This is a genomic window from Alteromonas sp. H02 (genome assembly GCF_059682525.1).
Map to the genome: position 1 here is coordinate 4117457 of NZ_CM185021.1, position 16310 is coordinate 4133766.

20 protein-coding genes, 1 tRNA gene and 1 pseudogene are annotated in these 16310 nt (G+C 48.2%); 11 read left to right on the top strand and 11 right to left on the bottom strand.

Annotated elements, in window-relative coordinates; genetic code table 11:
* Positions 1-47: 47 nt before the first annotated feature.
* The 4 genes from AC566Q_RS19095 to coaE all read left to right on the top strand — a co-directional run bounded on the left by AC566Q_RS19095 (position 48) and on the right by coaE (position 3302).
* On the top strand, positions 48-461 hold the full coding sequence (locus tag AC566Q_RS19095) for a pilin (RefSeq protein WP_499609455.1): 414 nt from the start codon (positions 48-50) through the stop codon (positions 459-461).
* 67 nt (positions 462-528) lie between these two features.
* Complete coding sequence (locus AC566Q_RS19100; protein ID WP_499609460.1) at positions 529-1746, top strand: type II secretion system F family protein; 1218 nt, start codon at positions 529-531, stop codon at positions 1744-1746.
* A 55-nt stretch (positions 1747-1801) separates the two neighbouring features.
* Entirely contained in the window at positions 1802-2680 is an 879-nt protein-coding gene (locus AC566Q_RS19105) for a prepilin peptidase (protein ID WP_499609463.1), read from the top strand.
* Position 2681: 1 nt separating this feature from the next.
* Entirely contained in the window at positions 2682-3302 is a 621-nt protein-coding gene (coaE, locus tag AC566Q_RS19110; protein WP_499609469.1) for a dephospho-CoA kinase, read from the top strand.
* 22 nt (positions 3303-3324) lie between these two features.
* On the opposite strand, the gene AC566Q_RS19115 is transcribed toward coaE, so the two are convergent.
* From AC566Q_RS19115 to AC566Q_RS19125, 3 genes are read right to left on the bottom strand one after another with little or no spacing between them, the layout of a single operon-like run.
* Positions 3325-3591, bottom strand: coding sequence for a hypothetical protein (locus AC566Q_RS19115; RefSeq protein ID WP_499609475.1), 267 nt, complete (start codon positions 3589-3591; stop codon positions 3325-3327).
* A 1-nt stretch (position 3592) separates the two neighbouring features.
* On the bottom strand, positions 3593-4099 hold the full coding sequence (locus tag AC566Q_RS19120; RefSeq protein WP_499609478.1) for a hypothetical protein: 507 nt from the start codon (positions 4097-4099) through the stop codon (positions 3593-3595).
* A 13-nt stretch (positions 4100-4112) separates the two neighbouring features.
* Positions 4113-4418, bottom strand: coding sequence for a DUF883 domain-containing protein (locus tag AC566Q_RS19125; protein ID WP_105936691.1), 306 nt, complete (start codon positions 4416-4418; stop codon positions 4113-4115).
* Between the two features lie 275 nt (positions 4419-4693).
* Here AC566Q_RS19125 and zapD point away from each other — a divergent pair, with 275 nt between their 5' ends.
* The 5 genes and pseudogenes from zapD (at position 4694) to AC566Q_RS19150 (ending at position 8110) form a co-directional block, all read left to right on the top strand.
* Positions 4694-5449, top strand: a complete 756-nt coding sequence (zapD, locus tag AC566Q_RS19130) for a cell division protein ZapD (RefSeq protein ID WP_499609482.1) — start codon at positions 4694-4696, stop codon at positions 5447-5449.
* A gap of 2 nt (positions 5450-5451) precedes the next feature.
* Positions 5452-5676, top strand: a complete 225-nt coding sequence (gene yacG, locus AC566Q_RS19135) for a DNA gyrase inhibitor YacG (protein ID WP_105936693.1) — start codon at positions 5452-5454, stop codon at positions 5674-5676.
* A 12-nt stretch (positions 5677-5688) separates the two neighbouring features.
* Positions 5689-6552, top strand: a complete 864-nt coding sequence (locus tag AC566Q_RS19140; RefSeq protein WP_499609486.1) for an aspartoacylase — start codon at positions 5689-5691, stop codon at positions 6550-6552.
* Positions 6553-6805: 253 nt separating this feature from the next.
* Positions 6806-7579 (top strand): annotated as a pseudogene (locus AC566Q_RS19145) (PAS domain-containing protein); the annotation flags it as partial.
* Positions 7580-7666: 87 nt separating this feature from the next.
* Positions 7667-8110 carry a methyl-accepting chemotaxis protein gene (locus AC566Q_RS19150; protein ID WP_499617558.1) on the top strand — a complete coding sequence of 148 codons (444 nt, stop codon included), beginning with the start codon at positions 7667-7669 and terminating at the stop codon, positions 8108-8110.
* Between the two features lie 1291 nt (positions 8111-9401).
* On the opposite strand, the gene AC566Q_RS19155 is transcribed toward AC566Q_RS19150, so the two are convergent.
* The 7 genes from AC566Q_RS19155 to AC566Q_RS19185 all read right to left on the bottom strand — a co-directional run bounded on the left by AC566Q_RS19155 (position 9402) and on the right by AC566Q_RS19185 (position 14512).
* Positions 9402-10202, bottom strand: coding sequence for a DUF2884 family protein (locus tag AC566Q_RS19155; protein WP_499609490.1), 801 nt, complete (start codon positions 10200-10202; stop codon positions 9402-9404).
* Between the two features lie 144 nt (positions 10203-10346).
* Positions 10347-10844 carry a hypothetical protein gene (locus tag AC566Q_RS19160; protein WP_499609493.1) on the bottom strand — a complete coding sequence of 166 codons (498 nt, stop codon included), beginning with the start codon at positions 10842-10844 and terminating at the stop codon, positions 10347-10349.
* On the bottom strand, positions 10844-11842 hold the full coding sequence (locus AC566Q_RS19165) for a response regulator (RefSeq protein WP_499609496.1): 999 nt from the start codon (positions 11840-11842) through the stop codon (positions 10844-10846). Before AC566Q_RS19165 ends, AC566Q_RS19160 begins: the two co-directional genes overlap by 1 nt.
* A 121-nt stretch (positions 11843-11963) precedes the next feature.
* Entirely contained in the window at positions 11964-12704 is a 741-nt protein-coding gene (locus AC566Q_RS19170) for an LrgB family protein (protein ID WP_499609501.1), read from the bottom strand.
* Positions 12704-13066, bottom strand: coding sequence for a CidA/LrgA family protein (locus tag AC566Q_RS19175; protein ID WP_499609504.1), 363 nt, complete (start codon positions 13064-13066; stop codon positions 12704-12706). Before AC566Q_RS19175 ends, AC566Q_RS19170 begins: the two co-directional genes overlap by 1 nt.
* A 168-nt stretch (positions 13067-13234) precedes the next feature.
* Entirely contained in the window at positions 13235-14104 is an 870-nt protein-coding gene (locus tag AC566Q_RS19180; RefSeq protein WP_499609507.1) for a LytR/AlgR family response regulator transcription factor, read from the bottom strand.
* 69 nt (positions 14105-14173) lie between these two features.
* Positions 14174-14512: a DUF3718 domain-containing protein gene (locus AC566Q_RS19185; protein WP_105936702.1), complete on the bottom strand. Its 339-nt coding sequence runs from the start codon at positions 14510-14512 to the stop codon at positions 14174-14176.
* A 329-nt stretch (positions 14513-14841) separates the two neighbouring features.
* On the opposite strand from AC566Q_RS19185, the gene AC566Q_RS19190 reads away from it, so the two are divergent.
* Positions 14842-15504, top strand: coding sequence for a hypothetical protein (locus AC566Q_RS19190; RefSeq protein ID WP_499609510.1), 663 nt, complete (start codon positions 14842-14844; stop codon positions 15502-15504).
* 94 nt (positions 15505-15598) lie between these two features.
* Here AC566Q_RS19190 and AC566Q_RS19195 read toward each other — a convergent pair whose 3' ends face one another.
* Complete coding sequence (locus AC566Q_RS19195; RefSeq protein ID WP_105936704.1) at positions 15599-15928, bottom strand: hypothetical protein; 330 nt, start codon at positions 15926-15928, stop codon at positions 15599-15601.
* Between the two features lie 278 nt (positions 15929-16206).
* Between AC566Q_RS19195 and AC566Q_RS19200 the strand changes: the two genes are divergently transcribed.
* Positions 16207-16283, top strand: a tRNA-Ile gene (locus AC566Q_RS19200).
* Positions 16284-16310: the final 27 nt, after the last annotated feature.

Consider the following 16310-nt stretch of genomic DNA (forward strand, 5'->3'; position numbering starts at 1 on the left):
TATTAAATGCTGACATTTTATTGTTTTGCGACCCGGAGAATGTGACCATGAAAAATATCAAACTGAACAACAAAGGCTTTACCTTAATCGAACTGATGATCGTTGTTGCCATCATCGGTATTCTGGCAGCGGTAGCATTACCGGCTTACCAGAACTACACTAAGAAAGCGCGTTTTTCAGAAGTGATTATGGCCACTCAGGCTCATAAAACTGCTATCGAAGTGTGTGCTCAAACAGAAGGTGCCTTAACTACTTGTACTGCAAACTCTAACGGCGTACCGGCAGACCTGACATCACCAAGCAATTTAGTTGCCTCTGTCACCTGGAATGGTACTGACCTGGTAGCTACTGCGGTTAACACCGATGGCCTGAACGGTGAAACCTACACGCTGACTGCTTCATTAGGTACCGGCGGTGTAGTTACCTGGGCCGAAGCATGCTCAGACACAGCTTTATGCTAATCGGTTAACACCTGCAAAAGCCCAGTACTGCTGGGCTTTTTGCTTTCTGAACAACGGGAATAAGCGAATGGCCAAAGAACAAGCGTTAACCACGTATACCTGGCAGGGTAAAAACGCCAAGGGACAATCCATTAAAGGCGAAACCAGCGCCAAATCACTTCAGGAAGCGAAAAATCTTTTACGAAGACGGGGTATCTCTGCCACCAAAGTACGTAAATTATCCACCCCGTTATTCGGCCGTGGTGGTGATAAGATTACCGCAGCGGATATTTGTGTAATAACCCGCCAGATTGCCACCATGTTAGCAGCCGGTGTAACGCTGATCCAAACAATAGATATGCTCGCTGCAGGACATGCTAAGGCGTCGATGCGTAAAGTGCTTAATAGCATCGGCGACGACGTAAAAGCCGGTACACCGCTTTCAACCGCCCTGCGTAAACATCCAAAATACTTTGACGACCTATATTGCGATCTCGTGGAAACTGGCGAGCACTCCGGTGCGCTTGAGACTATCTACGATAGGATTGCCACTTATAAAGAGAAAGCCGAAGCGCTTAAGTCAAAAATTAAAAAGGCCATGTTTTACCCCATTGCGGTATTAGTAGTGGCTTTTATCGTAACAGCCGTACTCCTGGTATTTGTAGTGCCGCAATTTGAAGAAATATTTTCCAGTTTCGGCGCATCACTCCCGGCGTTCACGATGTTTGTGCTTGGGATATCACGATTTGTTCAGGATTATGGTGTATTTCTATTGGCTGGAATTGGTGTCTTCATTTACTTATTTAAAGTCTACCACAATAAATCAAAAGATTTCCGTGACAGCCTGGATGCCAAGCTCCTTAAAATTCCTGTCATTGGTGAAATTTTGCGTAAAGCCGCTATTGCCCGTTTTACCAGAACGCTTGCCACCACCTTTGCAGCGGGTGTGCCTTTAATAAGCGCTTTGGAATCAGCCGCAGGAGCATCGGGTAACGCGGTATACCGCGACGCTATTTTATTTATCCGTAAAGAAGTCGCCGGCGGTATTCAGATGAACGCCGCTATGCGCAGTACTAACGTTTTCCCGGATATGGTGACGCAAATGATTGCCATTGGTGAAGAGTCTGGCGCGGTTGATGAAATGCTCAGCAAAATCGCCACCATCTACGAAGGTGAAGTGGATGACATGGTCGACGGTTTAACCAGCTTGCTGGAGCCCATGATTATGGCCGTACTCGGGGTTGTCATCGGCGGTCTGATTGTTGCCATGTACCTGCCAATTTTCCAAATGGGTATGGTAGTTTAACGTTAGCTAAGCTGTTATTCTTAATTGCATTTTCTGATAATAGGTTACGCCCTGCATGCAATCTGTCATTGAGCTTAGTTTACACTCACCCTGGTTCTTTTATGCCCTGGCGGCCATTATCAGCCTGATGGTGGGCAGCTTTTTAAATGTGGTTATCTATCGCTTGCCTATCATGATGGAACGTGACTGGCAGCGTGAATACCAAAGCTATTTCAATCCCGATGAGCCGGCCCCTGAGACCGAGCGCTTCGATTTAATCAAACCCGACAGCACCTGCCCTAAATGCGGCCACCGCATTCGCGCCTGGGAGAATATTCCCGTACTCAGCTATTTGTTTTTAGGTGGTAAATGCAGTCAGTGTAAAACCGGCATCTCATTTCGCTATCCGGCGGTGGAATTACTTACCGGTATTCTTTCTCTTTGGGCAGCACTCCATTATGGCCCGTCCTCCCAGGCTTTAATCGTCATCGTATTAACCTGGTTACTGGTTGCCATGACCTTTATTGACCTGGATAAAATGATCCTCCCCGATCAACTGACCCTGCCTTTGCTGTGGATTGGTCTGTTAGCCAGTATCAATCACATTTTTGTGTCACCCACCGAGGCGATTCTGGGCGCGGCCATTGGCTACCTGAGTTTATGGAGTATTTACTGGGCATTTAAACTGCTGACCGGAAAAGAAGGCATGGGTTACGGCGATTTTAAATTACTCGCTGCACTGGGCGCATTTACCGGCTGGCAGGGCTTGCTGATTATTATTTTATTATCTTCTTTTGTTGGCGCGCTCTTCGGTATCATCATCATGATCCGGCAAAAACAAGGTAAAGAATTGGCTATTCCTTTCGGTCCCTACCTGGCCATTGCCGGCTGGCTTACCTTGCTATATCAGGAACCTATCAAAACCGTCTATCTGAGCTGGGCACTGGGTTACTAGAATGAATGATAAACGCCCTTTTCTGGTTGGTGTTACCGGCGGTATCGGCTCGGGTAAAACACTGGTAACCGATACCTTTGCCAATTCGGGTATTGAGGTGGTCGATGCAGATATTGTAGCCCGGGATGTTGTGGCGCCAGGTTCGCCTGGACTTGCTGCCATCACCGCCCACTTTGGCGACACCATTTTAACCGCACAAGGTGAGCTGAACCGGGCCGCTTTGCGAGAGTTAGTGTTTACTAACGAAGAGCGGAAGCAATGGCTGAATCAGTGTTTACATCCGCGAATTCGTGAGGCGATGGCCGAAGCGATCAGCAACATCCGCTCTGAATACGGTGTGCTCGCAGTACCACTACTTATTGAGAACGGTATGCAAAAGATGGTCGACCGCATTGCGGTAGTGGATTGTCCGGAGTCTGTTCAATTGGAGCGTGCGCTCTCACGCGATGGCAGCAGTGAAGCGGCAATAAAAGGCATTATGGCGGCGCAGGTTTCGCGGGAAACTCGCCTTGCAGAGGCTGACGATGTAATTGATAACAGTCGGGATAGAGAGTACACCATTGCTCAGGTTAAACAGTTACATGAGCAATATCTTGGGATGGCCCGCACCTTTACCCGTTAGCACTCAGTCATTAATTTAAGCGCTATAGCATAGTCTGTTGCATCCACATTCTGGCAAAGCGCCAAACCGCTTTACGGCGTCGGTGAGCCTTGTGCGGATCGTCATCGTACCAGCCTTTAAATGCACCGGCCGAAAAGCTTCCGAATAGCCCCAGTGGCGTTGCCAACAGTTGCTTGGAGGCAGCAATGGCATCTTCCTGACAATATTTGCCCAGTAATTTAATTTCTTTGTATTCGTGAACGCGTTGCTCGCGTTCCGCGATTGCACGTTTTAAAAACAGATTGGCCATATTAACTCTCCTGTTTACTTTGCTGTGCTTTGTCACTGCCCTCTTCAGGCTCACCTTTAACGGCTGCGACAAGTGGGTTGATAGAAATGTGTTTAAACGCGTCCTTCGCCACACGCCAGGCCACATACATCAACAGACCATTAACCAACAACAGGATACCTGCTACGAAAGCGGCGTGTATTCCGGCTTTAGCCAGTAAAACTGCCGAAGCTGCATTGAGAATTAACCAGCAAACACAACCAAAGGCAAAGGTTGCCAGAGTGGCAAGTGCGGTAACCAGCACAGACTGCCTTAGCAGTTTTGCCTCAGCCCCTACCATTTCCCATTGTGCACTGAACTGAAGCTTCTTGGCCTCGATAAGATCTGACACCGCGGCAATCACCTCATCCAGGGTAACATCTGGCTGCGGTACCTGCTCAGCAGGTTGCTCCTGATGCGGCGACGCCCCGTCGGGCACGTTACTGTCCGGACGTGGCGTTGCTGGTTCGTTAACAGATGACTGATTCATCCATCACCTCTGATTATTTGCTTTTTTTCAGCAAAGAGGCCACCAGCATACCAGCAGCAAAAGTAATACCCGCTGCCGCTACAGGGTTTTCCACGGCATAATTGCGCACTGAAGACCCTAACCATTTCTGCTTCATCAGGCGACGACGAGCAGCCAGATTATCCGCTGACTCTGAAGCTGACTCACGTAAGCTTTGTTCAGCAGTTGCCGCTTTTTCTGCGATCGTATCCAGCGAATCATGCAGTGTGGATTGCAGTTTATCTGTCATAGGGTGACCTGAAGTATCTGCACCATTGGCGGTAGATTTTGATGTAGCCATTATTCTCTCCTTAAATTAAATTGTACTTCAATGAGACTTTTGCAATGTGACTGTTGCAACTGCTGTTCCAGGTTAAAAAATCAAGCTAAGCTCATGATTTTTAGATATTATTAAAATCACACCCGCTATACTTTCAACTTTGTAAGTAAATTCTGCGCAGCGGTCATGTAATTCCTTCCTGTTTGTAAGACCAGATAACCGCCGTGGCTGGCGAATGCATTGGTAAATTACAGGCTGGGCTGGTACGCTAGTGCGAATAATTGACGAGGAACCGAATGTCAAATACAACAGTCTACGAATTCCCGCTGAAAGAAAAAGTTCGTAACTATCTGCGTATCGAACAGTTAATGGGACAACTGAAGCTGGGTGCTGCGGGCCTTGATAACGGCTTATCGCTGTATTTCTTTGAACAGCTGTTTACCTTACTGGACTTGTTTGAGCGTATCGACATTCGTACCGATATCATAAAAGACCTTGATGGCCACGAGAAAAACCTGGTGCATTGGTCGCAGCTACCCAACATCGATAACGAAGCCCTGCAACAAACCCTGAAAACCATTATTAACGTACGCGACCAGCTCAAGATCAGTAAGAAGATCAGCGCTGAACTGCGTGATGATAAATTTCTGGCGAGCATTCGTCAGCGCTTTGCGATTCCGGGCGGTACCTGCAGTTTTGATTTACCCAATTTACACTATTGGTGCCATCGTCCGATTGCCGCACGTCAGGAAGACATAAAACAGTGGATCATGTGCTTCGCACTCACCGAAGAGGCTATCAGCATTGCCCTGTCGTTTTTGCGAGAGCGCACCGCCTTTAGTGCAACGGAAGCTGCCAATGGCTTTTATCAGGGTGTAGCAGACGATCGTAACGAGTTGATTCGGATCCGTTGCCAGACCAACGAAGAGTATTATCCCGTACTGAGCGGAAATAAGTATCGTTATGCTATCCGCTTTATGTACTATAACCTACCTGAAGGCCGCTCCGGTGCGGTCGAAAAACCGGTTCAATTTGATTTAGCAGCGTGTTAATTGTGAAAGTAAAATGCCCAACCTGTCAGCAAGACGTGGAATGGTCACCAAGCAGTGAATACCGCCCGTTTTGCAGCAAAAAATGCCAGTTGATTGATTTAGGTGAGTGGGCTGGTGAAGAAAAAGTCATCTCCAGCCCGGCCCAGGAGTCTGATATCAACAACCTGGATCCCGAAGATATTGAAGCCATGCTGAGTGAACAACACAGCGACTTTTTTAAGCATTAGAGACCAAGCCCAATGATCGCAAACATTACTATTGTGGGCGGTACCCACGGTAACGAAACCAGTGGTATTCAACTGGTTAGAAACTGGCAGAAGTTTGGCGTGCCCGAAGCCTATAACGGGTTGAATATCGACTGCCATTTATCGAATATGGCAGCTATCGATGCCAATGTACGATTTGTTGAGGAAGACCTTAACCGCCAGTTTACCCCTACCCTGTTGGCCCGCCAGCCGCAGTGTCAGGAAGCCCGTTTAGCTCATGCGCTTAATCAACAATGGGGGCCGAAAGGCGAGTCAGACATCGACCTGCTCATCGACATCCACAACACCACCAGCGCCATGGGAGCCACTTTAATCATTCTGGAAGCCGATGAGTTTCATACCCAGTTGGCCCGCTATGTAAAACAGCAGATGCCAGAAGCCAACATTCTGGTAGAGGACGAAAAGCCGCCATCAGAGCATGCTTATCTGTGTAGCATTGGTAAGCGCGGTATCATGATTGAAGTAGGCGCACAGCCTCAGGGTGTATTGCGCGCAGATGTATACGATCTAACGGAGCGTATGGCCCTGGCAATTCTCGACTTTGTGAATGCCTATAACAGTAATTCAGTGCCGGAACTGCCGCCCTGCGATGTGTTTCGTTTTATTGAAAACATCACCTTTCCGCTCAGCGAAGACGGTGAGCGACTGGCCATGATCCACCCTGCGTTACAAGATAACGACTTTGCTCCGGTAAGCGCCGGAGAACCAGTGTTTTTGTCTTTTGATGGACAACCACAAGCCTGGCAGGGCGAGACCATTTACCCCCACTTTATAAACGAAGCGGCCTACCACAAACTACACGTTGCTTTCGCTACCGCATCGAAAGCCGAACTGTAATCTCGCTAAGCAATGCTGCTGGTACTTTTCAGGATCAAGGTACCAGCAAGTTAGTTATGCTTAACCTTTAGTTTAACTATTCATTATAAAACTGTTGATTTTATGTATACTAGTCCATACTCGCGAATACAGGGATATGCAAGCTGGTAAGCTATATACAACCAGTTGTTAGGTGGTTCTGTTAGATAAAGGAGTTCTTATCGGCTTTGGCTGTTTACAGGATCAGAGTTATGAAAGTTCAATGAGGTTGAGAATGATTGTCTCACTATCCCGCCATAAGTCCGAGCTGAACATATTAAAATCGCAGATCGACACTGCTCAATCCATCATTCAATCGATAAAGCGTTCCGTCCCCGTAATACAGTTCACTCCAAAGGGCGAAATCATCGACGCTAACGATCTGTTCTGTAACGCTGTGGGTTATTCATTAAACCAGATCCAGGGCCAACATCACCGGATGTTTTGTATCTCCAGCTATGCAAAAAGCCAGGATTACGCCAATTTCTGGCAACAACTCAGAGACGGGATACCACAAACCGGCACGTTCGAACGCAATAAGGCAAACGGCGAGGCAATCTGGCTCGAAGCCACCTATATTCCAATTGTCGAGGCGAATAATTGCGTAGGTTCCATTTTAAAAATTGCCAATGATGTTACAGAGCGGATGGACGAAATTAACTCATTAAAAGCAGTGAACGCTTCTCTGGACCAATCAATGGCAGTGATTGAATTCACCCCGAAAGGCGAAATTTGTAAAGCCAATAGCCTGTTCTTAAATACAATCGGTTATTCAATGGAACAGATAATAGGTAAACACCACTCCATATTTTGTTCCCAGGCATTTTTGGATGCTAATCCAAACTTCTGGCAACACCTAGGTAACGGTGAGCACAAGACCGGCTTATTTGAGCGCCTCACAGCGCATGGCAACTCTATTTGGCTCGAAGCCACATACAATCCCATTCTGGGTTCAGACGGTAAAGTAATAAAGGTTATTAAATTCGCTACCGATGTGACCGCTCAGGTAGAAGAAAAACAGTTAATCACCAAAGCAGCAGAGCTGGCTTTTTCTACGGCAGAGGAAACCGCGCAAATAGCAGAGCAAGGCAATGGTATGCTCAAAACGTCTGTCATAGCATCAGATTCTGCCCGGGAACAGGTAAGCACCACCAGTGAATTAATGAGCCGGCTTAACGAACAGTCTTCCAGTATCGAGGCAATTGTTTCAACCATACGCTCGATTGCTGAACAAACCAACTTACTCGCCCTGAATGCTGCTATCGAGGCAGCCAGAGCCGGCGATCAGGGGAGAGGTTTTGCGGTTGTCGCCGATGAGGTCCGTCAACTCGCGAGTCGAACCAGTGAGTCTACCATTGAAATCGAATCTGTCGTTAACGAGAATAAGCAGTTGTCAGGCACGGTCTCTGAACAAATGAAAAACGTCCGTCTTAATGTGGATACAACCAACGAACAGATCACCCAGGTGCAGGGGGTTATGGACGAAATCCATAAAGGCGCGGTAAATGTCTCGGTGTCGGTGTCATCGCTACTTAAGTAACAGCTCGGCCACTTTATTCCTGCCATCCCGGCCCACGAGCCGGGACCTCCCAAACAGTCTGACTCAGCTCAAATAGCCTTTTCGGGAGATCCCCGCTCAAAAGCATGCGGGGATGACCAATTTATTGATAACGTCATTCCGCTCCAAATATCATAGCCCCCGTCGGCCAAAAAAATCTCTGTCATCCCGGCCCACGAGCCGGGACCTCCCAAACAGTCTGACTCAGCTCAAATAGCCTTTTCGGGAGATCCCCGCTCAAAAGCATGCGGGGATGACCAATTTATTGATAACGTCATTCCGCTCCAAATATCATAGCCCCCGTCGGCCAAAAAAATCTCTGTCATCCCGGCCCACGAGCCGGGACCTTCCAAACAGTCTGACTCAGCTCTAATAACCTTTTCGGGAGATCCCCGCTCAAAAGCATGCGGGGATGACTTTTTTTATTCTGTCATAACGGCCAAAAAAATCTCTGTCATCCCGGCCCACGAGCCGGGATCCCCCAAACAGTCTGACTCAGCTCTAATAACCTTTTCGGGAGATCCCCGCTCAAAAGCATGCGGGGATGACAAATTTGTTGATGACGTCATCCGTGCCCCTAAAGTACCGTCATCCCGGCCCACGAGCCGGGACCTCCCAAACAGTCTGACTCAGCTCAAATAGCCTTTTATGGAGATACCCGCTCAAAAGCATGCGGGGATGACCAATTTATTGATGACGTCATCCGTGCCCCTAAATTACCGTCATCCCGGCCCACGAGCCGGGATCTACCAAACACTGTCATGCAGTCTACACATCAATAGAAAACCAATGAGCTCCCGGATAGTTTCTTCGAAACTTCCGGGATGACGGTAGAGGTGAGTACGTGTGCGTTAGCGCGTTTTGGCTTTCTATTTGGTTCTTTGTATCGCGAAATACTTTTACCGGGCAGATCAAGTAAAAGCGTAGAGGCATCATGGATGATGGCTCCGGTCAGGAGGGCAGGACGCCCTCTCTGGCCGATAGGTTTTACCTGCCCGGTGACAGTATGCCCCTTCGCGATTAAAGAACTGGAGGTTTCCAAAGGGGAGCCATCTCCCCTTTGGGTGCTGTCGGCACCCCGACAAGATGCGGAGACTACGATATTTAACAATCAGCATTGTGAGTGAGTAAAACTGTTCGCCAATGAAGTTTCAAAGCCACGATATCATGCAAAGGGGTCCCCGCTTAAAGCATGCGGGGATGACACAGAGGATGTGTTAACCCCTAAAGTTCGGGGATAACAAACTTGTTGGTAACATCTACTTCGATGTTATTAGTCTTTATGACCGGTTTGTCGAATTAAATCGATACCAGCCAGTTGCACAATGGTGGTCTGCATTTGCTTTTCAAGCGCATCAAGCTTTTTGAGGTAGTCACAATACCATCGGGCTTTTTGTGGCAAAGTTGTATCAACCGGCGGGCCGTCGCCATCAGACGTGGCAGCATAATGCGCAATGCGTTGATTAATCACCGCCATTTCGGTGCGATCTACCGCCAGTTTGTCGGAGTCCATTGCACCAAGCGTGGTTAAAATACTGCCCACCGAAGTAGTTAACGTTTGTGATAACGGCACCATCAGGTCGGCCTCTGCCAGTTCATCCAGCCCTTCGCTGGAACTTGGCCCAAGGTAATAATGACTACGCGCGTAACGAAACTTCTTGCGCACCCGCTTTTTCATTTTATCCATAGCGGTATTGAGCTTTTCGTAGCTGTCGTGATCGCTGCCCAGTAACGACAAAAACATTTGCTGAACCGTATCGGTTGCTAAATCAATACCTGTGGTCGCCAGTAAGGTAACCTGCGGGACCACCGAATGCAGTCCTTTGGCATACTCGGTTACCAGCGTAGCCTGGCTATCATCGAGTGTGAGCCAGTCACCTGCCACAAATAACTGCTGCTGATGGTTGATCTGATATAAAGTGAGATATTCTTTGAGTACACGTAGCTGATCGTCATTTACCACAACGCCATAATTTAAATCGACATCGCAACTGTAATGCGCAGCAGCCGGCGCTGAAAGACCAGCCGGTAACAGGCACATTATGCACAATAAAAAAAGAGATACGCTTTTCATACCGATATTGTGAAACCAAAACCGTAAATGAAAAGTCGCTTAAGACCAGATTGCTAAAAATCAGGTTGAATACAGCTGCCTACAACGGTAAGCGGCGAACGCTATAACCCTTGCGATAACTCATCGCAAATAACCTGCTATACATCAGGCGCGGCTTTTAGCGCCTCGCTCTAAGGCTTCGCTCTGCATTACCTGTAGTGCTTCGAGTTGCTTTTTGCCACTGGCAATATCTGTCATGTCGTAAATCATCATGCTGATATGTTCAACCTTGCCGGTTGCCGATACCAATGGCGATAAAATGATGTTCTGATACATGAATTCTTCACTGCCGGTGATTGGCCGGTAATTAGAAAACTTAAACAGATAAGGGCGCTGCTCCCATAGCATAAATGCCCGGGTTTTGAGTTCGAATACCGGCTTCGCCTTCTGGGCAAACCAGTCAGGGTTGATATCAGGAAAAATACTGAACAGGGTTTTATCACGCACCTCAGAGGGCAACTTACCACTGTGGCTTTCCATAAAACCGTTCCACATTTTTATTTTAAACTCGCGATCCAGCACAACAATGCCCACATCCACCGTTTGTAGCATGTCGATGATCCAATGAAACTCCAGCATGTCATCTACGGCTTCATTGGCCATCAGAAATCCTCCAGTAAATGAGCAAGTTTATAGTTAAGCGTTTCCATGGAGCTTTCGGTAAATAACAGCAGCAACTCACATACGGTGTTATACCCTTCAAGGCCGTAAGAGATTTCGATAGCCAGGGTTCTTTTCCATTTGAGCTTATTGGTGGCAATGATCTCGGTGATGTTTCGATGCTGGCCAAGTACAACCGGCTGCCCCTGGGCAAAACTCACATCCAGTTGTTCGGCAATACCGCTCAGGCAAGTACCGATTAGGATGCTCGCCGCATCCATTAACAACTCCAGTTGCTTCTGATCGTCGACTTCACCGGAAATATTAAGAATTCGCGCTACATCGTCCAGGCTTGAGTCACTCAAAATACACAGCGCCTCCCCCTGTACTCCAGGGCCCACAAAGCCCTGGCAAACCGCACTCACCCGCTCGTGGTTTTCGATATCACTGAGCAGCATGTGCAGTTCGGATACCTCTATCAGATTAACGTTAGGAATAGGCAAATGCACAAACACATTAAGCGTACGGGCCAGGTGATCACCCGCTCTGCCCATGGCTATATTAGTGATCTCCTGATAGCAGTCACGAATATCAGCATCCAGCGGTTCAAACTCTTTTGGCTCTTCTTCATCTGGCGCATTGATTAGCTGATGTTTACTTAACACAGCCAATAGCTCCGGCGCACTAACCGGTTTTCGAATGAAATCCAGCGCGCCGAGCTTAATAACCCGCTCCCGAGCTTCAGGCTGAACATCGCCCGACACCACAATCACATTGGTTTTCAAACCTTGCTGAGCAATGGCTTCCAGCGTTTGATAGCCGTCCATTTCCGGCATATTTAAATCGAGGAGTAAAATATGCCCTTTACCGGCCGCCAGGCATTCAATGGCCTCACCGCCATGTTTAGCAAAATGGATGGCAACATCCCAGTCCTGTGGCAGGCATTTTGCCACCTGCTTGCGGGCTACAAGGGAGTCGTCACAAATCAAAACTGAGTACATAGCTATCCAAGGGTTAAGAACCGGCACAAAACAATGCAGTAAGCACTCTTTAACAAATAGCAGTCAGACGGCAAAAATCAACTTCCAAGGCGGCTTTTGTAGGCTCAGGCCATGAAAAGCCTTACAGAATAACAGGTAAGATAACAGCGGTAAGAATGCCATTAAGGCCAAGGCCCACTGTGGCCAGCGCCCCCTGCACTTCGCCCATCTGCAAAGCCTTGGAGGTGCCCACCGCATGGCATACCGCGCCCAGCGCCACGCCCTGAGCATCTGGCATAGTGACACCTAGTAGCCGATAGGTGAGCGGCGCTGCCAGCGCCCCAACGATACCGGTAAGGATCACAAATACCGCAGCCAGCGCCGGTATACCGCCAATAGCAGCCCCTGTTTCCATAGCCAGCGGGCTGGTTATCGACTTCACCAGCATAGTCATCTGAATAGCCAGCGGCGCATTTGTGACATATATCACGCCCCAGGCAAGCAGCGGTGCAACAATGCCCCCTATCATCACGCTGATGATCAACGGCATTCCCAGTTGCCGAATGTTTTGCCATTGATTGTACATCGGTACCGCAAGTGCCACCGTGGCTGGCCCTAACAACCAGTGTAATAATGACGCGAACTCACGGTATTGAGCGGCAGAGATATCCGCTAACCACATCACTGCTGCCACGGCTAAGGTCGTAATGCTGAGTGGATGTACCAGGGGATGGCCTTTAGAAGCACGGAAAATTTTAAGTGCAACACCATAAAAAACCAGGGTCACCGCCAGCCACAACATACCATTTACCGTTGCCGTACTGCTTACCACTTCACTGAAGCGGCTAATAATCTGCTTAATTGCCAGCTCTGCTCTTAACATTAATCAGGCCTTTTGGCTTTCATAAGCCGCTGGGCAAACCAGGCCGTAAAGCCCAGAGCCACAATGGTGGTAGCCACCAGCGCCAGTGCAATGCCCAGCGCATTTTCACTGACCTCTGCCCAGAATAAGCCCACGCCAATCACCGCCGGTACAAACAAAACCGACATATGGGTGAGCAATGGCTGCGCGCCCCGCCCTACAGTTACCGCCGGACGTTGACGCAACAACAAGCCGCCAAGCAGCAATAACAAGCCGATTAGCGCACCGGGCAGCGGTAAATCGGTCACCAATACAAAAAACTCACCCACCAGATAGCAGCCGATAATGATCAGCCAGCCGTAGAGGGTTGATTTAACATGCACTGTGGAAGCTCCGCAGGGAAGGAATAGTGTGATAATAACGAGGTTAAGTGCAAACCACTACCCGTCTTCGGTTGTAGTCACTTATGTGCAGGATTAATTAAAGAAATGCTGACAGACAGAAGCGCGTTATCCGATGGATAAGGCAAGCCCGCTTGCGGAAAAAGGTATTCAGGACTGCGACAACGCTGCATCCAGTTGCTGGTGACAAACGGGCATGAGGCGCCGGCTTATTTTTACCTTACTGCCATCCTGAAGCTCCACATAGTTCACCCGGGAGTTGAGTTTAATTAACCGTTTTACAAACTGGGTATTCACAATAATGGAACGGTTCACGCGGGCAAAAGCATGCTTGGGTAAACGTCTTGCCATATCCGTTAAGGTAGACCGCACAATCAGCGTTTCTTCCTGTGTGTAAACACACATGTAATCGCCAGCCGCTTCTACATAACGAATGGTTTGCCAGTCTACATACTGCCAGTCTACGCCGCAGCGCATAGCAATTTGTTGAGATGGCCGAGAACTGTTTGATTTTACGCTGGTTAACTCGGCCATTAGCCGAGACGGAGAACACGCGCGCTGGCGAGCCAATTGCTCGCTAACCAATTGCCATTTAAGGGCCTGTATACGGGTCTGGTATTTAAGATACAACCGGTGAATTTGCCTGCGCTTTTCTTCCACGCTGGCAGATAAACAAAAAAACATGCCAACTCCCGCGTTAAACGCCTGTATCGCATCCTGATTGGAATGGCCGCACATTACACTGGTTACCCCGCGTAATCCGGTGTTAGTAAAAGGTTTGATGGTGGCCTGGTCGGTTACGACGATGCGAATATCAGGTGGCTGACATGAAGTATTCGGGGCTACTGACGGGTGACTGCTAACCAGCTCATTTAATGCGGCTTCGTTAATATCCGCTGTAAACTGAAACTCAAAAGGCTCCACAAAATGCTGGGATAAAAACTGATGAAAGGCATCAACATCCGCACTCGGTTTACCAATAAATCGCACTACCATGTTATCTGACTGTATCGCTTCCATATCAGACTCCGAAAAAAGGGCTGTGAAGAACACAGCCCAAACCCCAGGGAGGGAACTAAAACCATTACCCTACTGCTTCGCTGTTAAACTCTGTTCTTCCAGGTTGGTGCGCTTGGCAATTACCGCACCGGTATTATCTGCACCATGCTGCATCGCAAAGGTGTACATATCCATGCCATCACACACCAGGCCTCGGGCCAGACGACGGTAACTTACCCCGCTGTCCTTAACTGCCCGGTGTAGCTCAATGCGGCTGTCGTCTTTAATTGCCTGACAAACCGCGACTAATTTATCTTCCATGGCCTCGGGCAAATTGCCGGCCTGAGCGGAAGAAATACCGCTAAATGTTGCTACTACTGCGGTACCTGCTAATAACGCTGAACGAATTACACTGTTAACTTTTTGCATGACACTATCCTCTACCTATCGCTGACTCTGTTGTGGAAGATGAAGCCTGACTCTTCCTTTCGCCCTTATACAGTAGGGGCAGAGCAGCAAAAGGTTGCTGGCAAAACGTTAATCAACGTCTATTTGAGATTTTGCGACAAAAGGGATATAACTGCAGTTAAACGGTCCCCAATCCCCTAAGGTTAATCGTGTGTATCACACACTTTGTAACATTCGCCCTGAAGCCGCGAGCAAGGAGTACGCGAAGAGCAAACGGCGAAAGAGGTAACCAGAGACCAACAGCCTGAACAAAAGAGGCACCCAGGAGCCAAAGCAGAAACAGGAGAGTCATGCTTACTCAGCAAGCCTATTACGATATAAAACACCTTATTGCCCCTGGCGATATTATTGCCTTTGGCGGCACCAGCCTGTTTTCCCGCTGGACCAAACTCACCACCCGCTCAGTAGTGACTCATACTGCCCTGGTGATCGACTCGCCCGATGACAACCGATCTACCTCTGCAGCGCAGGATCTCACCATGATTGAGGCAACCTCAATAAAGGGTAAAAAGGGCGTTATGCACAACTATGTGGAAGAACGCATCAAGCATTATCGGGGCGACGTATGGTGGCTCCCGTTACACAACGAGGCCAAGCAGCAATTACAAAACAACTGGCACGGGTTCCACGACTTTCTGGCTGGAGAACTGGGTAAGGATTATGATATCTGGCAACTGTTTGGTGCAGCCATCGATGTGTTTGACGACCACCGCTGGTTTAACTGGCTCACCTACAACCGTAAAAAGAGCAATCGCTGGTTCTGTTCAGAACTGGTGGCCGAAGGGTTAAATCAGGCTGGCATCGCCAATGAGCTCAATCCATCGGAAACCACGCCCAAAGATATTTGCCAGTTTACTATCTACGCGCCTGAGTACGTGCAGCTAAAAGGTAAGAAAAAACCAATTAAGGGGTTTAATACGCTGGATCCCCACCGATGGGGAAATCTAGGGTAGCGCCGGACGCACAAATAGCAGGAGGGAAGCCTTAAATCAGAAAAGCGGTTTAGTAGGTTGCCATCACCCCCTACCAACAGTGTTATGCAGACGCTTAAAAAATGCTGTCCTGATGAACGCGAATAAACATCGAAGTACCGGCTTTAGAATAATCGATTTTGTATTCTTTACCGTTCAGGGTTTGCACAAAAATCAGCGTTTTTTCATCACCGAATACGTCACTGGCGGTTACGTCTACCAATTCCATATCCATCATTTTTGCTTCGCGTTTATTTTCCGGGATTTTTCCCGAGTATTCCTTAATACCCTTGTAATTCACCACTACTGCCGGGTCGTCGTTACCGTTTAAAATCAGCAGATCAAATTTACGTATTTTATGGATTAATGTGTTGCGGCCACTGACCAAATAGGGTTTTTCAGTCATTGTTATCTCCCAATTCAAATGCCGAACCAAGACGTTTTTATTTATAAGTAGCTGAAAGATAGCAGACTATTAATATATTTGCACTAAGCTATGCCGCGGCTCAATGGATTCAGCCATTCTGATCAGGTTCAGGCTTCAACAGATCGTTATTTTTAGTATTGTTCAGTATAAGAAAACATCAAGTAAACCTCACATGGGGTGACAAGCCCCTAAAAACTGCTTATACTTGCGCGCGCCTGGTATTCCAACCAGGCATTCTTAAGCGTTTACCGCATAATGGCCCTATAGCTCAGTTGGTTAGAGCACACGACTCATAATCGTTAGGTCCCTGGTTCGAGTCCAGGTGGGGCCACCATTTTCTCTCAATTCCGCTTCTTATTGC